Genomic DNA, 18,387 nt, shown 5'->3' with positions numbered 1-18,387 from the left:
ATCAATGGGTCAACTCACCCCGGCCAGGTGGAGCAGTTTGGGTGGCCATAAGTGGGGCAGTTTGGGTGGCCGCCGGGGGCAGGAAGAGCCATCGGTCACGATTCGAGATGCGGTTGTTGCCGTTCTGAACCCTGGCATGCCAGCCGAACGTGTTGAGCAGTTGATCGCGCGTCCGATCGAGGAGCGTTTGCGGGAGCTGGCCGAGGTCAAGCGTGTAACCACAACCGTTCGCGCGGGCGGGGCCGTCATACAGGTCACGATCTGGGAGCGGTACACCGACCTAGCCCCCATATGGCAGCGCGTTCGCGCGAAGGTTGCCGATGCTCAGCCTCTGCTTCCACAGGGTACGTTGGGGCCATTTGTCAACGACGACTTCGGCCGTGTTGCCGTGGCCTCCATTGCGGTGACCGCGCCGGGCTACTCCATGGGCGAAATGCGTGTGTCGTTGAAAGAGATGCGCGATCGCCTATACGCGCTTCCCGGCGTTGATCGCATCAGCTTCTACGGCTTGCAGGAAGAGCGCGTCTATCTCGAATTTGATCGACCAAAACTAGCCCAGCTTGGATTGACCCCACAAGGGGTGATCGATCAACTCGTTAAACAAAACGTCGTGCTTTCAGGCGGGCAAATCGCCATCGGTGGCATCAACGCTTCGCTGGCTGTTAGTGGAGAGGTTCGCGACGCCGCTTCGCTGCGCGCGTTGCCGATCATGATGGCGCAAGCTCAGGGTGCGCGCGGTGCTTCGCCTGCTCCTTCAATCTCACTGGGAGAGCTTGCGCGCGTGCAGGTACAACCTGCAGATCCTCCCGAGTCTGCTGCAGTCTATAAGGGCCAGCCTGCCGTAGTGATGGCAGTGTCCATGACCTCGGGCCAGAACGTGGAGCAATTCGGCGTAGCCCTCAAATCCCGTGTGGCCGAGCTTGAGAAACTTCTGCCCGCAGGTTTCGAGCTCTCCTATGTGACATTCCAGGCAGACGTCGTCAAACGTGAAATGGGCAAGATGAACCAGGTGATGATCGAAACGATTGTCATCGTGCTCGGCGTCGTCGTCCTTTTCCTGGGATGGCGCACAGGATTCATCGTCGGGATGATCGTGCCGCTTACCATTCTGGGGGCACTGATCGTGATGCGCGCGCTGAACATCGAGCTGCAAAGTGTTTCGATGGCAGCCATCATCATCGCTTTGGGGCTCTTGGTAGACAACGGCATCGTGATTGCCGAAGACATTGAACGGCGCTTGGCAGCCGGTGAAGACCGCAAACAGGCTTGTCTCGAAGCGGGTCGTACCCTCGCACTGCCGCTGCTGACGTCCTCATTGGTTATCGTCATCGCCTTCTCCCCGTTCTTCTTCGGCCAGAGTGCGACGAGTGAGTATCTGCGCTCTCTCGTCATTGTCCTCGCGCTCACGTTACTCGGATCTTGGCTGTTGTGTCTGACCGTCACTCCACTGCTGTGCTACCACTTCACCAAAGTGCATCATCAACCGGCGAATGACGCGCAAACCTACAACACACGCTTCTATCGCGGCTATCGCAAGTTGCTTGAGTGGGTGCTTGACCACAAGGCGATCTACGTTGGTGTGATGACGGGTGCATTGGCCGTAGCTCTGTACGGATTCACGACACTGCCATACGACTTCTTGCCGAAGTCCGACCGAGTTCAATTCCAAATACCGGTGCAGCTCGCCCCTGGAACGGATTCACGGCTCACTCTTGCCAAAGTGAAGGAAGTGAGCGGCTGGCTCGGTGATCAAGAAATCAACCCCGAAATCACGGATCACATTGGCTACGTCGCTGACGGTGGGCCGCGCTTCATCCTTGGGCTCAATCCCCCATTGCCAGCATCGAACATCGCGTACTTTGTCGTGACGGTCAAGGCAGGCACCAACATTGACGTCGTGATTGCCCGAACTCGGGCTTACTTCGCGCAGCATCATGGAGATGTACGCGCAGAGCCTCAGCGGTTCTCGCTAGGCACTACCGAAGCCGGCACAGCCGTCTACCGGGTCAGTGGGCCGGATCATGAGGTGCTGATGAATGCGGCGGCGAAAATTGAGTCCGCGCTACGGGAGCTGCCAGGTACGGCCAACATCAAGAACAACTGGGATACCCGTGTCGGCCGTCTCGATGTTCGGGTCGATCAAGATCGTGCGCGACGTGCTGGCGTCACCACCGACGACATAGCTGCCTGGCTTGGCACCCGCTACATCGGCCAGTCGATCTCTGTGATCCGAGATGGCGATACCAGCGTGCCAATCGTGATGCGCGGGACGTCCAATGATCGGCGCAGCACTGCGGACGTTGGTTCGACGACCATCTATCCAGCGTCGGGTGGCCAGCCGGTTTCCCTGGCGCAAGTGGCCGATGTCACGCTCGCTAGCGAGCCGTCTGTGATCCAGCGCCGCAATCTCATTCGTACAGTCACAGTTCAGGGGCAGAACACCGCATACACCGCGCAAGAGATCGTGGATCACCTCGCACCTCGGATCGCCGCAATTGAACTACCTGCAGGCTATGCCATAGAGCTTGGTGGAGAAATTGAGGAATCGGCTGAATCGAATGCATCGCTCACGCACTACATGCCGTTCGCTCTTCTGGCGATGTTGCTGCTATTCATCTGGCAGTTCAACTCCTTCCGCAAGCTGATCGTGATTCTCGCAACGATTCCCTTCACGTTGATTGGGGTCGTGATTGCACTGAAGGCAACAGGCACTCCTTTCAGCTTCATGGCGACATTCGGGGTGCTTGCGCTGTTCGGAATCATCGTCAACAACGCCGTTCTTCTGCTCGAACAAATTGAACACGGCCTCTCGGAAGGTCTCGCCCGACATGAAGCCCTGGTGGGAGCTGCGATGCAGCGGCTGCGTCCAATCGTGATGACCAAGGTGACCTGTATCGCGGGTCTCGTGCCCCTGATGTTGTTTGCGGGGCCGCTGTGGAAGGGCATGGCCATCGGCATGATCGGTGGTCTCGCACTTGGCACGCTCGTGACGCTTGGCCTGATTCCGTTGCTCTACGAGGTGCTGTTCGGAATGAAGTGGCCGGGCAGCAAACGGAGTCACGAGGCGGTACAACAACCAGTGCAACCGGTCTGATCCCTCAGCGTAACTGTCCACACGCTTCCCCCGATCTCTCTCGTGGCCGGAGAGATCGGGGAGACAGATTCTCGCCATCAGAGAGTTTAAGAAGAAATCAGAAGCAGAGCGAATTGACCGCCTACTGCCTATTCTTTGATGCTTTGATGCTTTGATAATCAATTTTCACTGAATAGATTTGGAGAAATATATGAACCCGTTGTCATGGAATCCATGGTTGGTTCTACTGATTGCCGGCCTGTTCGAAATCGGTTGGCCACTAGGCCTCAAGATGGGTGCGGCCAATGCAGCGATGCGCTACGTGGGGCCGGCGATTGCAGTTGCCTGTATGGCAGCCAGCGGCTTTTTCCTATGGTTATCTCTTAAACAGATCCCCATAGGAACAGCTTATGCGGTCTGGACCGGCATCGGTTCGCTGGGCGCGTTTTTCGTGGGCGTGTATGTGTTCGGCGATACCGCCTCCTTGATACGTTGGGTTGGAATTGCGCTGGTTGTTGCTGGCATCGTCTGTCTGAAAATGGGATAAATGAAAATATATATGAAACGCCCTATTTCATTAATCCATTTTGTGCTGCTGGCAGGCCTCACGGCAACCTTATCTGGCTGTGCTTCAAACGGAATGACTCGATCAGGGTTTCTTGGTGATTACGATGTATTGGGAAAAACGAAGTACGAAAATGTTCTGCTCTTCAAGGCGCCAGGCTTTGAACCCAGTCGTTACCGGGAAATATTAGTCGAGGATGCTCAGGTAGTGACGGCAACTGGACGCATAGGTGGGCTTGAAGCTGAGCAAGTGCGAGAGCTTCTCGATCACGTCAACAGTGAACTGCGACATCTCCAAACTAAGTCCGAAGCTCCCGCATCGTCAGGCCGCATACGTGTGCGTGTGGCAATTACGACCATTGAGACGCCCAATAGAGCAGTCAACACCCTAACGACGTTGCTTGTTGGACCAGTGACAACTGGGGGAGCTAGTTTGGAGTTTGAGGCAGTAGATGAACAAACAGATCGTCGGGTGGCTGCTGCTAGCTGCTTCGAGCACGGCAACGCTCTCGCGGATTTCAAAGGCTCCTACACACTGCTCGGGCATGCAAAGTCTGCAATCACCACCTGCCTTGAACGGATCAATAGCGCTTGGAGAAGTGCTGGCTCGTGAATAGCTGCTATTCCATAACTTCGCGCGGATCGCGAGGAGCCTCATCAAGGGGATTCGTAGGGTGCCGTTCTTGTAACGTCTGCAGCATTCTGGAGTGGCTCTGCTTCGTCGCAAAATTGCCGGCGTTTCTCGTTCTTGTCTATTCGAAACGCTGCGTGGTGCTGCTTGCAGAGGTAAAGCGCCTGGAGGTGTGTAAATTCACACGATGGAGTTTGGCCGGTGTGCTGGCAACGGTAGTTCTGACAGGGTGTTCCACTTACCGTCCTTGGATCAACCCGACACTTTCCGACGCCGCCTTAATGTCTCTCGCCGAGAACGACCAACGCATCAGGCCGTCGGAGGTCAACCAACCGGTGGTTGTAGCGGTGACACTGTCAGGCGGGGGCGCTCGGGCGGCGGCCTTCGGCCTGGGCGTGCTGCGCGAACTCAAGGCCACACGCTTCGCGCTAGAGGGCCAGGAGACCACTCTGTTGGATCAGGTGTTCCTGGTCAGCGGAGTGTCGGGGGGCAGCATCCTTGCCGCGCACTTCGCGGCCTTCGGCGATGCCACGCTGACTCGTTTCGAGCCGGATTTTCTGCTTGTGCCTTTTGAGGGGCGACTCATACGTGAAGCTCTGTGGCCTGAGCGTCTTTATAGACTAACTTCACCTTGGTTTGGGCGCAGCCAGATCCTGGCTCAACGCTTGGACGAACTTTTTGAAGGCCGCACCTTTGGTGACGTGCGCCGACGACCGGGCGCGCCCGAACTGATGATCACGGCAACCGACCTCACGACCGGTGCCCCTTTCGATTTCACCACCGAGCAATTCCGGCTAATCTGTTCCGACCTCGATGCAACGCCGCTGTCTTTCGCGGTGGCGGCCTCGTCGGCAGTACCGCTGGTGCTGTCGCCCGTAACGGTGCGAAACAACGCCAATACCTGTCCGCCGCCTCTCCGATCTTTGCCTGTCAGAGGGCAAAATTACAGATCACGCATCCTGCAAAGCGGCATAGACAGCTACCTCAATGCGCACGATCGGCCCTATATCCACCTCGTGGACGGTGGTGTCTCCGACAACCTCGGCGTACGTCTGATGCTAGACCGGCTAGTAGCTTCGGGCTCAATGAGCGCCAATTTCTCGGAGGTCAAGCCCGGAAGCTTGCGCCGACTCGTGTTGGTGACGGTGAACTCCGAACGAGGACTGAGCGAGAGAGTGGACAGTAGCGACCGAGTTCCCAGCACGACGCAAGTACTTGAGTCGCTGATCTTCGGTGCCGGCGCTCGCGAGACCCAGGTGACGCTGGCCATGCTTAACGACGACCTGCAACACTGGCGTTCCGAGATTGTCCGCACCCGTGGCCAAGCGGACAGCCCCTTTGCGGCCGACGCAGAAATCTACGTAGTAAGCGTAAGTCTGAACGACGTGCCGGACGACAAGATCCGGCATTCGCTGCTGCGCGTGCCCACAGCCTTCACGATCGAGGCTACGGATGTCTTGGACCTGCAAACTGCGGGAGGCGAAGCACTGAGGCAATCCAAGGAGTTTATGGCATTGATTGAATCTCTAAGAAGAATCACAGCAGCCAAGCAGACTGCGCCTGGTACTCAGCTTCCCTTGATATCTAACTGATACCGATACTGGGCTTTCGTCCAAGTTCCCAAGAGGCACTTCCGCCGATAACCTTTGCGGCAAGCTGTTGTCCCAGTCGCGGCTCAATTACCGGCCGCCACGGCACAAGGCTGAACCCCATGCCGTCATCGAGCATCGCGTAGCGCCCGCTGGCGAGCATAATGGAACGCCGGTAGATACCGGCTACGCGCTGCCCGTCGGCCACCGGGCGATGCTCTAGGCCGGTTTCCGCCGCAATGTCTTTCGCGGCCTGCACTAGTTCCCGATTGCGTAGCGTGCCCAGCAGGTTGCGCGCGAGGATGACGCGCTGCCCGCGGCGCTGTGCCAGCCCCTGTTCTTCGAGGAAATCGGCTCGCTGCTGTATGGCCTGCTTGGTATCACCGCCAAAGCCCAAGTTGCCCAGCCCACGGCCACCGCCGATCAGTTGCTGGTCAAGCCAAGTCGCGCCGATGACGCGGGCCTGCCGTTCAATAGGAAGGTGTGATTTCAGCTCTACGGCTACATCGCCCAGCCGTTGCGCGTCGTATTGGCGGCCACGCTCGGCCAGGTCGTCCGGTACCTTCCATAGCCCTTCGGCCACGCGCTCCACGATGCAAGCCCGGCGCAGGGCTTCCAGCCGCCGGACATGAGCGGCGACGACTTCCTGCGGGTCGCGTCCGGGCGTAGCCCGGCCCTGCTCGATTACCAGGTGATGATCGGTGCGGTACAGGCCATCGCTCGCCAGCGAGGCGATGTTCTTGTCGGCCGTGCGCACCTCAGTCGAACCCTTCACCTCTACCACAGCGCCCGTGGGATAGTTCGCCAGTTCGTCGCGGGCGTTCAGTGCAACGTAGTGGGCCTTACCGTCCGTGCCGTCGATGATCAGATAGCCTCGGTCGTGCAACTCATCGGCAAGCCCCTTCGCGGCCACGCGGCCGATGAGGCTGCGACCATCGTCGCCCGGCTCGAACACCGCCAGCTCACGCGGCTGGCCGCTCATGGCCCGCTGCATCGTTCGGATGATGTCGCCACGCTCACCCAGGGCACGCAAGGTCTTCTCGGCATCGGCATGAATGGCCCAGGTGCCGGGCTGCACCTCGTCGGCTAGGCCCAGGCGCTGCAAGCGTTGCAGGCGGCCGATCAGCAGCAGGCGCTGGCGTTGCAACCTCGGCTCGTTGAGCCGTTCGACATGCACCCGGCCATCCTCGCCGGTCTCGCGCTGCAAGGTGCGATCCAGGCTCGTCCACCGCTCCTGTTCCACCTCGCGCCTCAAGGTCTGCTGAATCTCCAGTTCGGTGCGCGGCCCCAGCCACTCGGTCGCCAGCTCGGCGGCGCGATGGCGGAAGCCGTGGGCGATGTAGTCACCCGCGATGATGAGGTCTTTGCCGGTGTCGTCGCGCCCGCGCACGATCAGGTGGGTGTGCGGGTTGTCGGTGTTCCAGTGATCCACCGCCACCCAATCCAGCCGCGTGCCCAGGTCGGCTTCCATGCGGCTCACCAGATGCCGGGTGTAGGTGCGCAGGTCGTCCAGCTCGGCCCCGTCCTCGGGCGAGACGATGAAGCGGAAATGGTGCCGGTCGTCGGCGCAGCGTTCCTTGAAGGCGTCCAGATCGGCTTCGTCGGCCTGTGGCCCGTAGCCCCGGCCCGGTTCGCCATCGCGACCCGCGCCGTCGCGCTCGATGTAGCGCAGGTGCTTGGCGAGCGATTGCGGGCTGGCCCGCTGGTGATTGACCAGCAAGGTCTTGATGGTCACGCGCCGCGACATGGGCATTAGCTTCGCCCCGGCGAAGCGCGCCGCCGTGTGGCCACGTCCGAGCCGAGAGCCGGGCCGCTGGCCGGTGCCAGCCGCGCCAGGACGGCGTACTGCCGACTTGCCGCTGCTGGCTTTGCCGGCCTGCTTGAGCACCTTGGAAACGAAGCTCTGCCCCTGGCCCTTGCCCCGGTTCTTCGGGGCGCTGGGGCGCACGCGAAAGTCGTCGTCGCGGCTGTCGGTCATGGCTGCGCTCCCCGCAAGCTTGGGCGTGTCCTGTCGTGCGAAGCACGCGGACATGCCAGCATTGGCGCGACCCTCGCGCCAAACGCGGCACGGTGGCGAAGCCGCTCCGTGCCGCGTTCCCCCCATGTGCTGACTGGCTTTCGACGCGGCCAGGTGCCGCGTCCTTTTGTCTTGCCTTCCGCCTTTGCCCTTCGCTGTCGCTCCAGGCAACGGCGGCCCGGCGGCGCTGCTGCGTGAACAGACAGCGCGCCGGCGAAAGCGCCAATGGCCGCAGGCCGGGCGCGTTCGAGGCAAGACGCCTGAACGTTGGACGGCTGCGCCGGATGCTGCGCGACGTGCGGTGCGAATGCACCGGCACGACAGGCGCAGCGACACTGAAGCAGCCAGCAGAACGACATGCCCGATGGCACGTCAGAGCGCAGCGAATCGGCGGCCATCATGGGCGTATCTCCGGCCACACCGGATGCGCAACGCCGATCACGGCGGATGCGCTGACCGGGCCGAAATAGCGGCTGTCGAACGATGCTGGATTCGTCACGCTCAACAGGAGCAGTTCGCCCGGTTCAAGGCGGCGGCAAAGCTGCAAGGACGGCAGCGCCCGGCCCAGCCGGTCGGCGGGCAGTACGGCGGCCGAAGGCACGCCGTCGATGCGTACCTGACCGGCGACGATGCAGACGTGTTGCGGCGCGACCGCGCCCACACGTTTGAGCAGCGGAACGCGCGTCGGCAGGTAGCCGCGCTGCGCAGCGAGCGCGGCAGCCGTGGCCGGAAGCGGCACCAGCACGATGCTGTCCACGGACAACGGACGTGGCAGCGAGGCGGTGCGCGGGTCGAACGGGTCAATGCGATACCAGCCGACCGCCACGCTGTCGGACGGGTTGTAGGTCAGACGCGGCAGCGGCGACACGAAAGCCGCCCAGGCCAGCGCAGCGAAGCCGATGGCGGCCAGTGTCGCCAGCACGATGCGAGCGCGCAGGCGTGAGCGAGGACGCGGCGCCACGTCGGGCGCGTTGGGTGTGGTGGTCGGGGCGGTCATGGCAGCACCTTCCCGGCCAGCCAGGCGGTATGCCGCTCGGTGGTGTATTCGGGCAGCGCAAGGCGAGCCGCAAGACGGTTGCCCAGCGTGCGCCAGTACGCCGGCGACACGTCGATGGCAGCGATGCCCAGCGCCTCGATGCCGTCGATGCGCTCCAGCACGGCGCGCACGTTGGCATCGCCTTCGGTGTGTAGGAGCAAGCGCGCGCCCGGCTGAACACCGGGGATGCGCTGCGCCGCGTCCAGCGGTGTGCAAGCCTGCATCACCATGAGTTGCCAGCGGATCGTGCCGTAGTCGTTGGCCTGCCAGCGGATGCGGCAGAGCATCGCGCCCGGCAGGAACACCGCGCAGCGCCGCCAGCGGTCGAGCTGAAGCGTGCGCGCCGGTTCGCCGAAGCGCAGGTAGAGCTTGAAGCGATGTTCGAGGTAGGCCAGCGAAACGCGCGTCAGCGGCACATTGCCGGCCTGTCCGGCGAGTGCCGAAAGCGCAGGCAGCGGCGCAGCCGGTGCCGCGTTCGCGGCAGGCCAAGCGAATGCGTTCATGGTGTGTTCTCCGGCGGAAACTCCCGCTCCAGCAGGCCGCGCAGCAGGTCGGCCACGGTCACGCCTTGCGTGAAGGCCGACACCTTGATGCGCGCCCGCATGGCGGGCGTGATGTCGAGCGTGAGGCGGGCCGTGTAGAGGTCGCCTTTGCCCAGCGCGTCGGCATCGCCCTGACGAATCCACGCCTCGGCGTGCGGATTCGCGGGCGGACGTGCGCCGATGCCGACGCGCTTGCCCGTGCGTTTGCTGTTGGGTGGCTGCTGCGCTGTCATGTCGGCCACCGCAGCAGTTCGTCCACCAGGGCGGTGATTTCGCGGGCGGCGGCACTGTCGGGCGCTGTCTCGCGTGCGAGCCGGCCAGCGGCCACGCTGTCGGCGAAGACGATGCGCTGATGCACCTCCGAGCGCAGCGCGGGCAGCGGCTGTTCGGCGAGCGATTGCCGCGCCTCGCGCCCGATGATGGTGGTGCTGACGCGCCGGTTGATGACGAAGGCCGCGCGGAGCAGCGGCCGGAACACCTGCGCCTCGCGGATCAGCGAAACCATTTCCGAGCTGGCCCAGAGGTCGTAGGGGCTGGGCTGCACCGGGATCAGCACGCGCTCGGCCGCCAGCAGCGCGGAGCGCGCCAAGGCGGCGATGCGCGGCGGCCCGTCGATGATGACGTGATCGGCCCGCCTGGCGAGTTCTGGCGCTTCCTGATGCAGCGTTTCGCGTGCGAGGCCCACGGCGCTGAACAGCCGTGGCAAGCCTTGCTGGCTTCTGCGCTGCGTCCAGTCCAGGGATGAACCCTGCGGGTCGGCATCGAGCAGGACGACATGCTGGCCGCGCATCGCCAGTTCGCCCGCGATGTGCGTGGCGAGCGTGGTCTTGCCGACACCGCCTTTCTGGTTGAGCAGAGCGAGGATCATGGCGCGGCCCTCCCTGCTGGAAAGCCGGGCTTTACCTGCCGTGCAAAACGCTGTTCGCCGTGCCGTTTCTCGGTTGTCCACCGAAACGGCGCGCTTCTACTAAAAGTTATGTATTTCTTGTTAGGGAAGTTAGAGGGGCCGCAAACCCGCGCCGTTATTGGCTTTCCGGCGTTTTCGTACTCCTGATAGCACGATAGGCGTACTCCCGATAGCACGATACCCGGTACTCCTGATAGCACGAGGCCGTCCACACCTTTTCCACGAGTTATCCCCGTGCCGTGTGCAGCACGGGCCGGAAGGTCAGCAGTTCTTGTCCGTCGTCCGGCATTCGCTCGATGCCCAGGACGTAGCCGGGCAGCGACTGCCGCGCCACCAGGACGCGCAGGTCGTAAGCGAAGTCGGAGAAGCGCGCAGCGCTGCCCGACTTGCGGTGCAGGTGCCGGAAGTCGAATTGCCAGCCGCCCGGCTGCTTGCCGCCGTGCTTGCGCACCAGGCGGTACAGCCAGCGCTCGATCCCGCCCTTCAAGCGGAAATAGGCTGGGTCGATGGTCAGCACCAAGGCGGCATCGAGCACGCCCGCATAGAACCAGTCCGGCAGGATCAGTTCGATGCCCAGCGGCACGCCGCTGGCATCGGCCAGTTCCTTCCACTCGTTGATCCACGAGAAGCGATGCAATCGCCTTCCCGTGGTTTCGCGGATGGACGTGGCCACCGTGGTCGATTGCAGCCGGTCGAGCGCGGCTTTCAGGCGCAGGTAGTCGTTGAGAGACGTGCCGCGCCCGATGAAGCGCAGGATCTCGTAGGGAGTGGCGCGTATCCAGCGCGACGGGCGCAAGCCCGCGTCGCGCGCCTCCACGATCTGCGAGGCGGCCCAAATCAGCAGGTCGGCATCCCATATCGTTGCGATGCCGTGCTCCTGCGTACCCTCCACGCGGATGGTGATGCCGCCGGCGCGGAAGTCGATCGGCGCGGTACGCCGCGACTTCGCCAGCGAGAAGAACGGAAAGGCCATCAAGTCCTGGCTGTCGCGGGGTGCCATGTCGCCCGGCAGCGCGCGGAACAGGTCGAGCTGTTCGCGCTGCAAGGCTTGCCCTGGCGGGCTGGACATGGCGACGGCCACCCACGCGCCAGCGATCAGCGGCCATCACGGTAATCGCCCGCGTGGCGTTCGGCATATTCCGGGTCGGAAGTCGCCTCGTAGCTGCGCTGGTCGGCCCAGGCATCGAGGTCGGACACCGCGTACATGACGCGGCGGCCGAACTTGCGGAACTTCGGGCCGCCGCCGATCACGCGCTGTTTCTCCAGCGTGCGTGGCGACAGGCGCAGGTACTCGGCGGCTTCGTCGTTGGTCAGGTAGCGTTGGGGCTGCGCAGGCGCAGCGACAGCAGCGGCGGCAGGCCGCAAGGGAGCGGGTCGCATGGGATGTACCTCCATCAAGCCCGGCCACACCACGCGGCCGGTTAGAGGCACTTTCAAGAAAGCGAGGCTGCTTGCTAAGGGACGATCTACGGGGGACGCGAAACGTCCCCCCCTACTGCAACGGCGGCGGAAGCTGTGCCAGGCGGCGATAGCCGCCACGCATCAGCGCATCGCCACGACGTACCAGCCGCCGCACGCGGGCACGTAAGGCGCTGTCCTTGTGCCAGTCGGCGGCGACGGCATCGGCGCCGAACAGCCCTTCGGCCACTTCGCGCAATGACGCGCCCGCCAGGGTCGCGTCGAGCGTCTGCAAGGTGTGCAGTTCCAGCACCGCGGCCGTCGTGGGCCTGGAACGGGCCGCCGCCGCAGGCGTGGCAACCGTGGCCACGGCCAATGCGTCCAGCTCGGACGCGAGCGTGCGATAGCGCGCGCAGGGCGTGGCGCAGGCGCGGGTGGCGTAGAGGTAGGCCATGCCGTCTTCCAGGCCCGGCGCGAGCGCGAGCCGCAGGCAGCAGCCGGGCCAATGCGACACCAGCACCAGGCGCTTGCCGTCGTGGATCAGTTGCTTGCGGCCAGGGACGCGCCAGAACTCGAAGGCATGGGCTTCGGGTGGCGGGTCATCGTCCGGGTAAACCTGCACGACGGCATCGTGATCGGGAAACCAGGCCGGATGCGCGTCGCGCGCATCCAGGGCTGGGTCTTCCAGCAGGCGCAGGCCCCACGCCTGCGCCGTGTCCGGCCGGCGGCGGCGGCGCAGCCAGTCGCGGCGGTAGTCGGGATTTCGGCGCAGGTATTCCCACGCCAGCGCAGGGCCGTCAAGGTGCAGAACGTAGAGATAGGCCGCTGTCGGATACCAGTGTTCGGCGCTGCGATCAGTCATGGCGAAACCTCCCTCTGTTTGGGATGCGTCGCCACGATTTCCGCGATGCGGGAACTATCGAAATGCCATCAGGTCGTCATCAAAATTGGTTAGGCTGTAACTGTCGGTGTCAAGACCATTTGGCTCTGCGTGTTGCGGAAATCGTCTGAATGCGACGGCTACGCCTTCAGGAAAATGACGCGCAGCACCGAACACCGTGCCGCAGCCCGCGCCCAAGATCAGGACTGTTTTCAACAGGATCGCACCACTTCGGTGCAAGAATGCGGATTCAGACCTGCACGGTCTTGATCAAGATTGAAATAGTCACGATGCGCCCCGGCTGGCTAGGCCGCGCTGGTTTTCATCAGTCCGTGATCGCGCCGTTCTCCTGCGCCAGCCGGACGTACTCCGATAACGGGCGCACCGCCTGGAAATACCGATCCCGCCGCACCGGCAGCTTGCGCGGCCCGACGATGCCCGCCAGGTCGGACAGCTTGACCATCCCGAGCTCAGGCATACCGATACCGAGGTCGATCAGGCCGTAGGCCGTGTCGCCATCCGCCGGGTCGAGCGACACCAGCAGCCAGGTCACATGCGCGTCCGGGGTGAACAAGCGCACCACGGGCAGCGGGTCGAGCCGCTGACCAGCGGCGAGCGCCGCGCCGTGGGCCAGCAGCCGGGCGCGTTCATCAGCGGTGACAAGCGGCAGGGTCATGGGCAGCTTCTCCACGAAACCGACGATGCGCGAATGCGCTTTGGTGCCGAAGCGCAGAACTGCCGAAACGCATCCGTGCATTCGTGTGGAAGCACCGATGTGCAAGCCATCGCATCCGTAGAAGAACAGAAGCGCCGAAGCGGAATTGTCGGAAGCCGGAAAGACACGGATGCGATTCCCCGGTTCTGTCGGAATCCGCATCTGCGGATTTCCGTAAAAGCACGAAAGCGGGCCTTTCAGCCATGAATGAACACTATAGATTGTAGCCCTATAGGGCGCAATGGGCTGTCATCTTGGTTTTTATGGGGAAACCAAGTTAGTGACAGCGAAACACTCATTGGCAACGGCAATACGGACAGTCAGGAAGGCGCGAGGCTTGAGCCAGGAAGCGTTCTCCGACGTGTCCAGCCGCACCTATATGAGTACGCTGGAGCGCGACTTGAAAAGTCCGACCCTGCACAAGCTGACCGAGCTGTGCGAGGTCATGGAAGTGCATCCGCTGACGCTGTTGACGCTGGCCTACGCCGGCGACGACACGCACAAGGCCGACGAACTGCTGGCGCGGGTGCGCCAGGAGTTCGAGGCCGTGCTGAAAGAGCGCGACGCGCCCTAGCGCGTCTGAATGCCCGCAAGCGGAGCGCGCAGCGCCGCCAGGCGCGAAGGCGTGAGGGATTGAAGCCGAATGGACATGACGCCATTGGCGGCATGGGGCGCAGCCCGAAAGCCCGGCGGCGCAATGCGCCGACACGCCATGCTGTTCCTACTGCCACGGGCTTCGAGCCATTCGACCATCACCAATGCAATGCTGGCCTTGGACATGCGGGACATGGGGCAACTGCCGAAACCCTGTGCGTGCGATGCTGCGATCAGCAGCACCGCGCCCCGCCGCAATGGGCGGGGCGCGGTGGGCGGCCGTCAGGCCGCCTTGGGCTTGCTGCGCGACCAGATGAGGTCGTGCGTGTCATTCTCGCCTTCGATCAGGCGGGCATAGACCGTCGCCGGGAATGAAGGATCGTCGATGGCCACCGACAGGTAATCCCGCCCGGCCTCGCTGGTTTTCTTCCACGCCGCGCCGAAGTCGTGGCCGGCCGCTTGCAGGCGGAAGTCCGGGGCGCTTTCGTTCTCGCCCTTGTCGTTGGGAACCAGCTTGACCTTGAAGTTGAGGGTCAGGGTGCGGAGCTGGCCGGTGAAGCCGTCTTTCTCTGCGGTGAAGGTGCCGATGTTAGCCATGATGATTTCTCCTTTCGGGTTGAACAAGGTCGCGCCAGTGCGTCCTTGTTGTGATCCGTCCGGCGGGGGATGGGCTGGCCGCACCGCGCAGCGGTCGCAACACCGTGGAGAACCTGGAAGCGAAAAGAATTTGTCCCGCGAGGAATGCGCGCAGCGCAGGGGGAATTGTTTTCGCTGGAAGGTTGCGGCCATGAAGCCCAGCCACCGCCAGGATTCACAACAACACAAGGACGTACTGGCCGCCCGCTCCCGAATGGAGGCATGGCCGACTCGGCATCCCCGCGCGACGGCTTCACCGGCCTGCGCCCTGACACGGGCAAGGACAATGCCCAGCGACAAGGTGAAAGCGTCCCTACTGCTGCTTGCGGCCCTTTGCGTGAGGCGTGGCGTGGAAGCTCCATTGCAAGGCCGGGCGGCGTGTCGGTGAACCGTCCTTCGTGACGTACAGGCGACGAACCGCCAGCGTCGAGGACGGCACGCTTTCGTGCAACCTGCGGCAGCAAGCCGGGGCGTAGCCCCACACGCCCGTCCATTGCGGTGGGGCGCGTTCGGAATGTCGTCGGCGCTGTGCGCCGACGCACTTATGGGCTTCGAGGGTTTCCCGCGCACAAGGTCACTTGTGCGCCGCCCCTTCGCCGTCCGCCCGAAGGCGGCGAAGGGGCGTTCTGGCTTTGGGCTTGGAAACCGGGCGCGGCCACCGCCGCGCCCGGATTTTTGACCATCGGCACCAGGGCGGAACGGCCTGGGGCCGATGCTGATGGAACAGCGAAGCGCCCCGGCCGAAACCGGGGCGCTCGGTGGTGGTGAAGGTCAGGCGGCGAGTGCGTGGGCCTGCTGCTCGTCGTCGTTGTCGATGGCTTCCGGCTCGTCGTTCGTCACCGCCTGCGGCGCATCCTGCGCCGTGGTGTCGTCGGTGCCTTCGGCCTTGAAGATGGCAGGCATCCAGCCGGTGCCATCGGCCAGCCGCTCGGCTTCGCTGGCAATGTCGGCCTTCTTCAACTTCGCCAGCCGGGTGACGTGCGCCGGGGCGTACTGCTCCACGGCTTCCAGAATCGCGGCCTTCGGCACATGCCGGAAATAACCCTCATTGGTGGGCTTCCACCATGCGGCCATGTCCAAGCCGACAGCCTGCGCCAGTTCCGCGCCCGGTTGCTGCGGCGTGGCGCGGGGTGTCACCACGTCCACCGTGACGGCCACGGATATCGCCAGCAGCCGCACCAGTTCATCTTGCGACTTCGCTAGCAGCACGGCGAACAGTTCGGCGCTGTCCTCCGGCAAGCCTTCGCCTGCTACCTGCTGCAACTCGCGCAGCGCCACGGCGGCGGGCGAATCCGGTATATCCGGGGCGATGCCTTCCAGCCGGTCTTGCGCTTTCAGGCTCACGCCCAGCGGCAAGTCGTGGCCGTAGTGGCTGCCCTGCAAGACGGTCTGCACCATGCCATGCACCAGCGCGGCCAGCGCCACTTGCGGATGCCGGGCGACTTCGATTTGCAGCGCGGCGGTGCGGTGGGCGCTCAACCGCTGCGCCAGCTTGTCGGACATGGCGGCGGTCTTGGGCTGCTCGTCGTCCTCGCCTTCGTCGTCGTTCCCGGCTTCGCTTTCGCTGCCGAAACCTTGGCGCAGGCGTTCCAGTGTGCGCAGCGCCTTGGCCTCGGCCTCGCGCATCAACCCGCGATGAATCACTGCCTGCCCGTTGCGGTCGATGGTGACGATGGCACCGGCTGCGGCCTTCACGGTCGTGCCGTAGTCCTGCAAGCCATCTTCCAGCGCCTGCAACTGCTCGCCCACGGCTTCGCCTTCTTCCTGCAAGGCATCGGCCTTTTCCTCGTCCTCGGTATCAAGCGCGTCATCCACGGCGGCGGCCAGTTCGTGCATCTTGGTTTGCAGCTTCTCGATGCGCTGCGCTTCGCGCTTGTTCGGTTCGCGGCGCTCCCTCGGCGCACGCTGGAAGGCGTGCAGGTCGGCATGGGTCACGGCGGGGGTGGCATCCACCCACGCCCAGCCTTCGTCCTTCACCTCGGCGGCGATACCTGCCAGCTTGTCTTGCGCCAGCCGTTCCAGCAGCGCGGCATCGGTCAGATACACGCCCGCGTCACCTTCCGCGAACAGGTCACGGCGCACACCACCGCCTGCGGCTCCGTAGGTATCCAGCCCCACGAAACGCACCAGCGGATGCCGGTATGCGTCAATCTCGCGCTCGGTGAGGCGGTCGCGCAATTGGGAAGGGTTGCGCTGCCACGTCGGCGCGTCGTAGAACGCGGTTTCCTGCGCGGCGTGGTCGTCGGTGATGGCAAGGGCCATCAACTGATCGAGCGTCACGGCTTCGGCGCGGTAGTCGGCCAGCAGCCGGGGCGAGACGTTCGCCAGCTTCAAGCGGCGCTGCACCACCAGCGGCGTGACGCTGAAATCGGCGGCTATGTCCTCGATGGGTCGGCCTTCGGCCACCAGCGCGGCGAATGCCTCGAACTGGTCGGCGGGGTGCATGGCTTCGCGCTGCACGTTCTCGGTGAGGCTGGCCGTGCGGGCGGTGCCATCGGCCACCAACAGGCAAGGCACTTCCCATTCCTTGCTGATGCGGCGCTTCTTCGCCAGCAGCTTCAACGCGGCCAGCCTGCGGCCACCGGCCACGACTTCGTAATGCTCGCCATCGGCGGCGGCAATGACGATGAGGTTTTGCAGCAGGCCGACACGCTGAATGCTCGCGGCGAGTTCGGGAATGGACATGCGCGGGGTCTTGCGCACGTTGCGGCCAGCAGGACGCGACACCAGCCGCGACAGCGGAACCAAAATCAGGTTCTTGGTCGGGTCGGCGGCTTCCAGCGGGATAGCGGCGGCGGTGTTGAGGGCGCGGGCTTCGGTTTGGGTAATGGCGTTCATGGTGATAACTCCTATCGGTTCAGGGATGCAGCAGCGAAGAAAGCGGCAAGGGCTGCTGCCTGCCCCTGCCGCGTGGGGAATCAGGCCTTCAACTGGCGCAGGCCATCGGCCAACATCCAGAGGGCGCGATTGAGGCGCACATCGGAATCAATGCCCTGCACGGGGCGGGTCTGCTGGCGGCGTCCGTTGGCGCTGCGGCCATGCAATCCGCCTTTGGTCAGGTTTTCTTGGGTGCGGTTGAACACGCTCCACAAGTCCGGGCGGCGGTCGTCGAACCGGCGCGGCATCAGGATTTGGCTTTCCGTGATGGGCGCGGGCTTGTTATCGGTGGGGTCGTACTTGAGGGCCAGCGCGGAACGGGCGAACACTTCGGCTTCGCCTTCGTCCAGCGTGATAGCGCGCATCAGGTCGCGGGATTCCTTCACGCGTTCGAAGCCGCTCAACACCTCGAAAGCGCCTTCGATGACAGAACCGGCCACGTCGCCCTTGTGCGGCACGCGCACATCGGCCACGGTATCGCCGCACACAAGGCCATTGCTGCAAACGAACCGGAACATTCCGGCCAGCATCTGATAGCTGCTGGTGCCGTCGTGCGAGTTCAGCAGCACGATTTCATTGGCTTCCGCGCCGTTGATCTGACTGGCATGGCGCAGGCGAATCATGTGTTTGGTGTAGTCGCGGCGGTCGTCGTGCCGCACGCGGGTTTGCGCTGCCATGAAGGGTTCAAACCCTTCCTTGCGCAGTTCCGCCAGCACGGCGGCGGTGGGAATGTAGGCGTACCGTTCGGAGCGGCTATCGTGCGGGGCCTCCGCGAAGATGGACGGGGCTACGCGGCGGATTTGGTCGTCGGACAGCGGGTAGTCACTGCGCAGCGTCGGGGAATGGGAAGCGAATCGAGATGCGAGTTGCATGGTTTTCTCCAATGAGTTGCTGTGGTTTCAAAGCTGACCGGATTCCAAGATTCGGA

18 protein-coding genes are annotated in these 18,387 nt (G+C 63.5%); 5 read left to right on the top strand and 13 right to left on the bottom strand.

Translation table 11 applies throughout. The annotated features are described in order from the left end of the window. Positions 1-4: 4 nt before the first annotated feature. The 4 genes from ACSQ3O_RS26160 to ACSQ3O_RS26145 all read left to right on the top strand — a co-directional run bounded on the left by ACSQ3O_RS26160 (position 5) and on the right by ACSQ3O_RS26145 (position 5,860). A complete protein-coding gene (locus ACSQ3O_RS26160) occupies positions 5-3,094 on the top strand; it encodes an efflux RND transporter permease subunit (protein WP_436140962.1) in 3,090 nt (1,029 codons plus the stop codon). A gap of 190 nt (positions 3,095-3,284) precedes the next feature. Then, complete coding sequence (locus tag ACSQ3O_RS26155; protein WP_004883073.1) at positions 3,285-3,620, top strand: DMT family transporter; 336 nt, start codon at positions 3,285-3,287, stop codon at positions 3,618-3,620. A gap of 12 nt (positions 3,621-3,632) precedes the next feature. Further along, positions 3,633-4,250, top strand: a complete 618-nt coding sequence (locus ACSQ3O_RS26150) for a DUF3313 family protein (RefSeq protein WP_004883071.1) — start codon at positions 3,633-3,635, stop codon at positions 4,248-4,250. A gap of 299 nt (positions 4,251-4,549) precedes the next feature. Next, positions 4,550-5,860: a patatin-like phospholipase family protein gene (locus ACSQ3O_RS26145; RefSeq protein ID WP_023123864.1), complete on the top strand. Its 1,311-nt coding sequence runs from the start codon at positions 4,550-4,552 to the stop codon at positions 5,858-5,860. Here ACSQ3O_RS26145 and ACSQ3O_RS26140 read toward each other — a convergent pair. The 9 genes from ACSQ3O_RS26140 to ACSQ3O_RS26100 all read right to left on the bottom strand — a co-directional run bounded on the left by ACSQ3O_RS26140 (position 5,853) and on the right by ACSQ3O_RS26100 (position 13,313). Next, complete coding sequence (locus tag ACSQ3O_RS26140) at positions 5,853-7,835, bottom strand: relaxase/mobilization nuclease domain-containing protein (RefSeq protein ID WP_004883068.1); 1,983 nt, start codon at positions 7,833-7,835, stop codon at positions 5,853-5,855. The two genes, ACSQ3O_RS26145 and ACSQ3O_RS26140, sit on opposite strands and share 8 nt — an antisense overlap. 436 nt (positions 7,836-8,271) lie before the next feature. Further along, the gene (locus ACSQ3O_RS26135) at positions 8,272-8,871 is read right to left on the bottom strand and encodes a S26 family signal peptidase (protein WP_004883067.1); all 600 of its coding nucleotides are present in this window, start codon (positions 8,869-8,871) and stop codon (positions 8,272-8,274) included. Continuing rightward, positions 8,868-9,413, bottom strand: a complete 546-nt coding sequence (locus ACSQ3O_RS26130) for a DUF2840 domain-containing protein (RefSeq protein ID WP_004883064.1) — start codon at positions 9,411-9,413, stop codon at positions 8,868-8,870. The genes ACSQ3O_RS26135 and ACSQ3O_RS26130 overlap by 4 nt, the downstream gene beginning before the upstream one ends. Beyond that, positions 9,410-9,685 carry a hypothetical protein gene (locus ACSQ3O_RS26125; protein WP_004883063.1) on the bottom strand — a complete coding sequence of 92 codons (276 nt, stop codon included), beginning with the start codon at positions 9,683-9,685 and terminating at the stop codon, positions 9,410-9,412. Before ACSQ3O_RS26125 ends, ACSQ3O_RS26130 begins: the two co-directional genes overlap by 4 nt. Further along, entirely contained in the window at positions 9,682-10,320 is a 639-nt protein-coding gene (gene parA, locus ACSQ3O_RS26120; RefSeq protein WP_004883061.1) for a ParA family partition ATPase, read from the bottom strand. Before parA ends, ACSQ3O_RS26125 begins: the two co-directional genes overlap by 4 nt. Before the next feature lie 265 nt (positions 10,321-10,585). Further along, positions 10,586-11,428, bottom strand: a complete 843-nt coding sequence (locus tag ACSQ3O_RS26115; RefSeq protein ID WP_004883059.1) for a replication initiator protein A — start codon at positions 11,426-11,428, stop codon at positions 10,586-10,588. 26 nt (positions 11,429-11,454) lie between these two features. Beyond that, entirely contained in the window at positions 11,455-11,739 is a 285-nt protein-coding gene (locus tag ACSQ3O_RS26110; protein WP_004883058.1) for a helix-turn-helix transcriptional regulator, read from the bottom strand. A gap of 112 nt (positions 11,740-11,851) precedes the next feature. Continuing rightward, a complete protein-coding gene (locus ACSQ3O_RS26105) occupies positions 11,852-12,619 on the bottom strand; it encodes a DUF2285 domain-containing protein (protein ID WP_004883055.1) in 768 nt (255 codons plus the stop codon). Positions 12,620-12,962: 343 nt separating this feature from the next. After that, positions 12,963-13,313 (bottom strand): DUF2958 domain-containing protein, encoded by a 351-nt coding sequence (locus ACSQ3O_RS26100; RefSeq protein WP_028699139.1) that lies wholly within the window; start codon positions 13,311-13,313, stop codon positions 12,963-12,965. A gap of 319 nt (positions 13,314-13,632) precedes the next feature. On the opposite strand from ACSQ3O_RS26100, the gene ACSQ3O_RS26095 reads away from it, so the two are divergent. After that, positions 13,633-13,926, top strand: a complete 294-nt coding sequence (locus ACSQ3O_RS26095; RefSeq protein ID WP_064717570.1) for a helix-turn-helix domain-containing protein — start codon at positions 13,633-13,635, stop codon at positions 13,924-13,926. Here ACSQ3O_RS26095 and ACSQ3O_RS26090 read toward each other — a convergent pair. The 4 genes from ACSQ3O_RS26090 to ACSQ3O_RS26075 all read right to left on the bottom strand — a co-directional run bounded on the left by ACSQ3O_RS26090 (position 13,923) and on the right by ACSQ3O_RS26075 (position 18,331). Next, positions 13,923-14,141 (bottom strand): hypothetical protein, encoded by a 219-nt coding sequence (locus ACSQ3O_RS26090; RefSeq protein WP_103790875.1) that lies wholly within the window; start codon positions 14,139-14,141, stop codon positions 13,923-13,925. The genes ACSQ3O_RS26095 and ACSQ3O_RS26090 overlap by 4 nt on opposite strands. An 87-nt stretch (positions 14,142-14,228) precedes the next feature. Further along, entirely contained in the window at positions 14,229-14,543 is a 315-nt protein-coding gene (locus tag ACSQ3O_RS26085; protein ID WP_004883051.1) for a DUF736 domain-containing protein, read from the bottom strand. Positions 14,544-15,353: 810 nt separating this feature from the next. Continuing rightward, positions 15,354-17,420 (bottom strand): ParB/RepB/Spo0J family partition protein, encoded by a 2,067-nt coding sequence (locus tag ACSQ3O_RS26080; RefSeq protein WP_004883050.1) that lies wholly within the window; start codon positions 17,418-17,420, stop codon positions 15,354-15,356. Between the two features lie 80 nt (positions 17,421-17,500). After that, positions 17,501-18,331: a DUF932 domain-containing protein gene (locus tag ACSQ3O_RS26075; protein WP_004883049.1), complete on the bottom strand. Its 831-nt coding sequence runs from the start codon at positions 18,329-18,331 to the stop codon at positions 17,501-17,503. Positions 18,332-18,387 lie beyond the last annotated feature (56 nt).

The organism is Acidovorax sp. LjRoot74 (assembly GCF_964254355.1).
Lineage (GTDB): Bacteria > Pseudomonadota > Gammaproteobacteria > Burkholderiales > Burkholderiaceae_C > Acidovorax.
The sequence above is the reverse complement of the archived record's forward strand: the minus strand, read 5'-3'. Positions and strand labels throughout refer to the sequence as shown.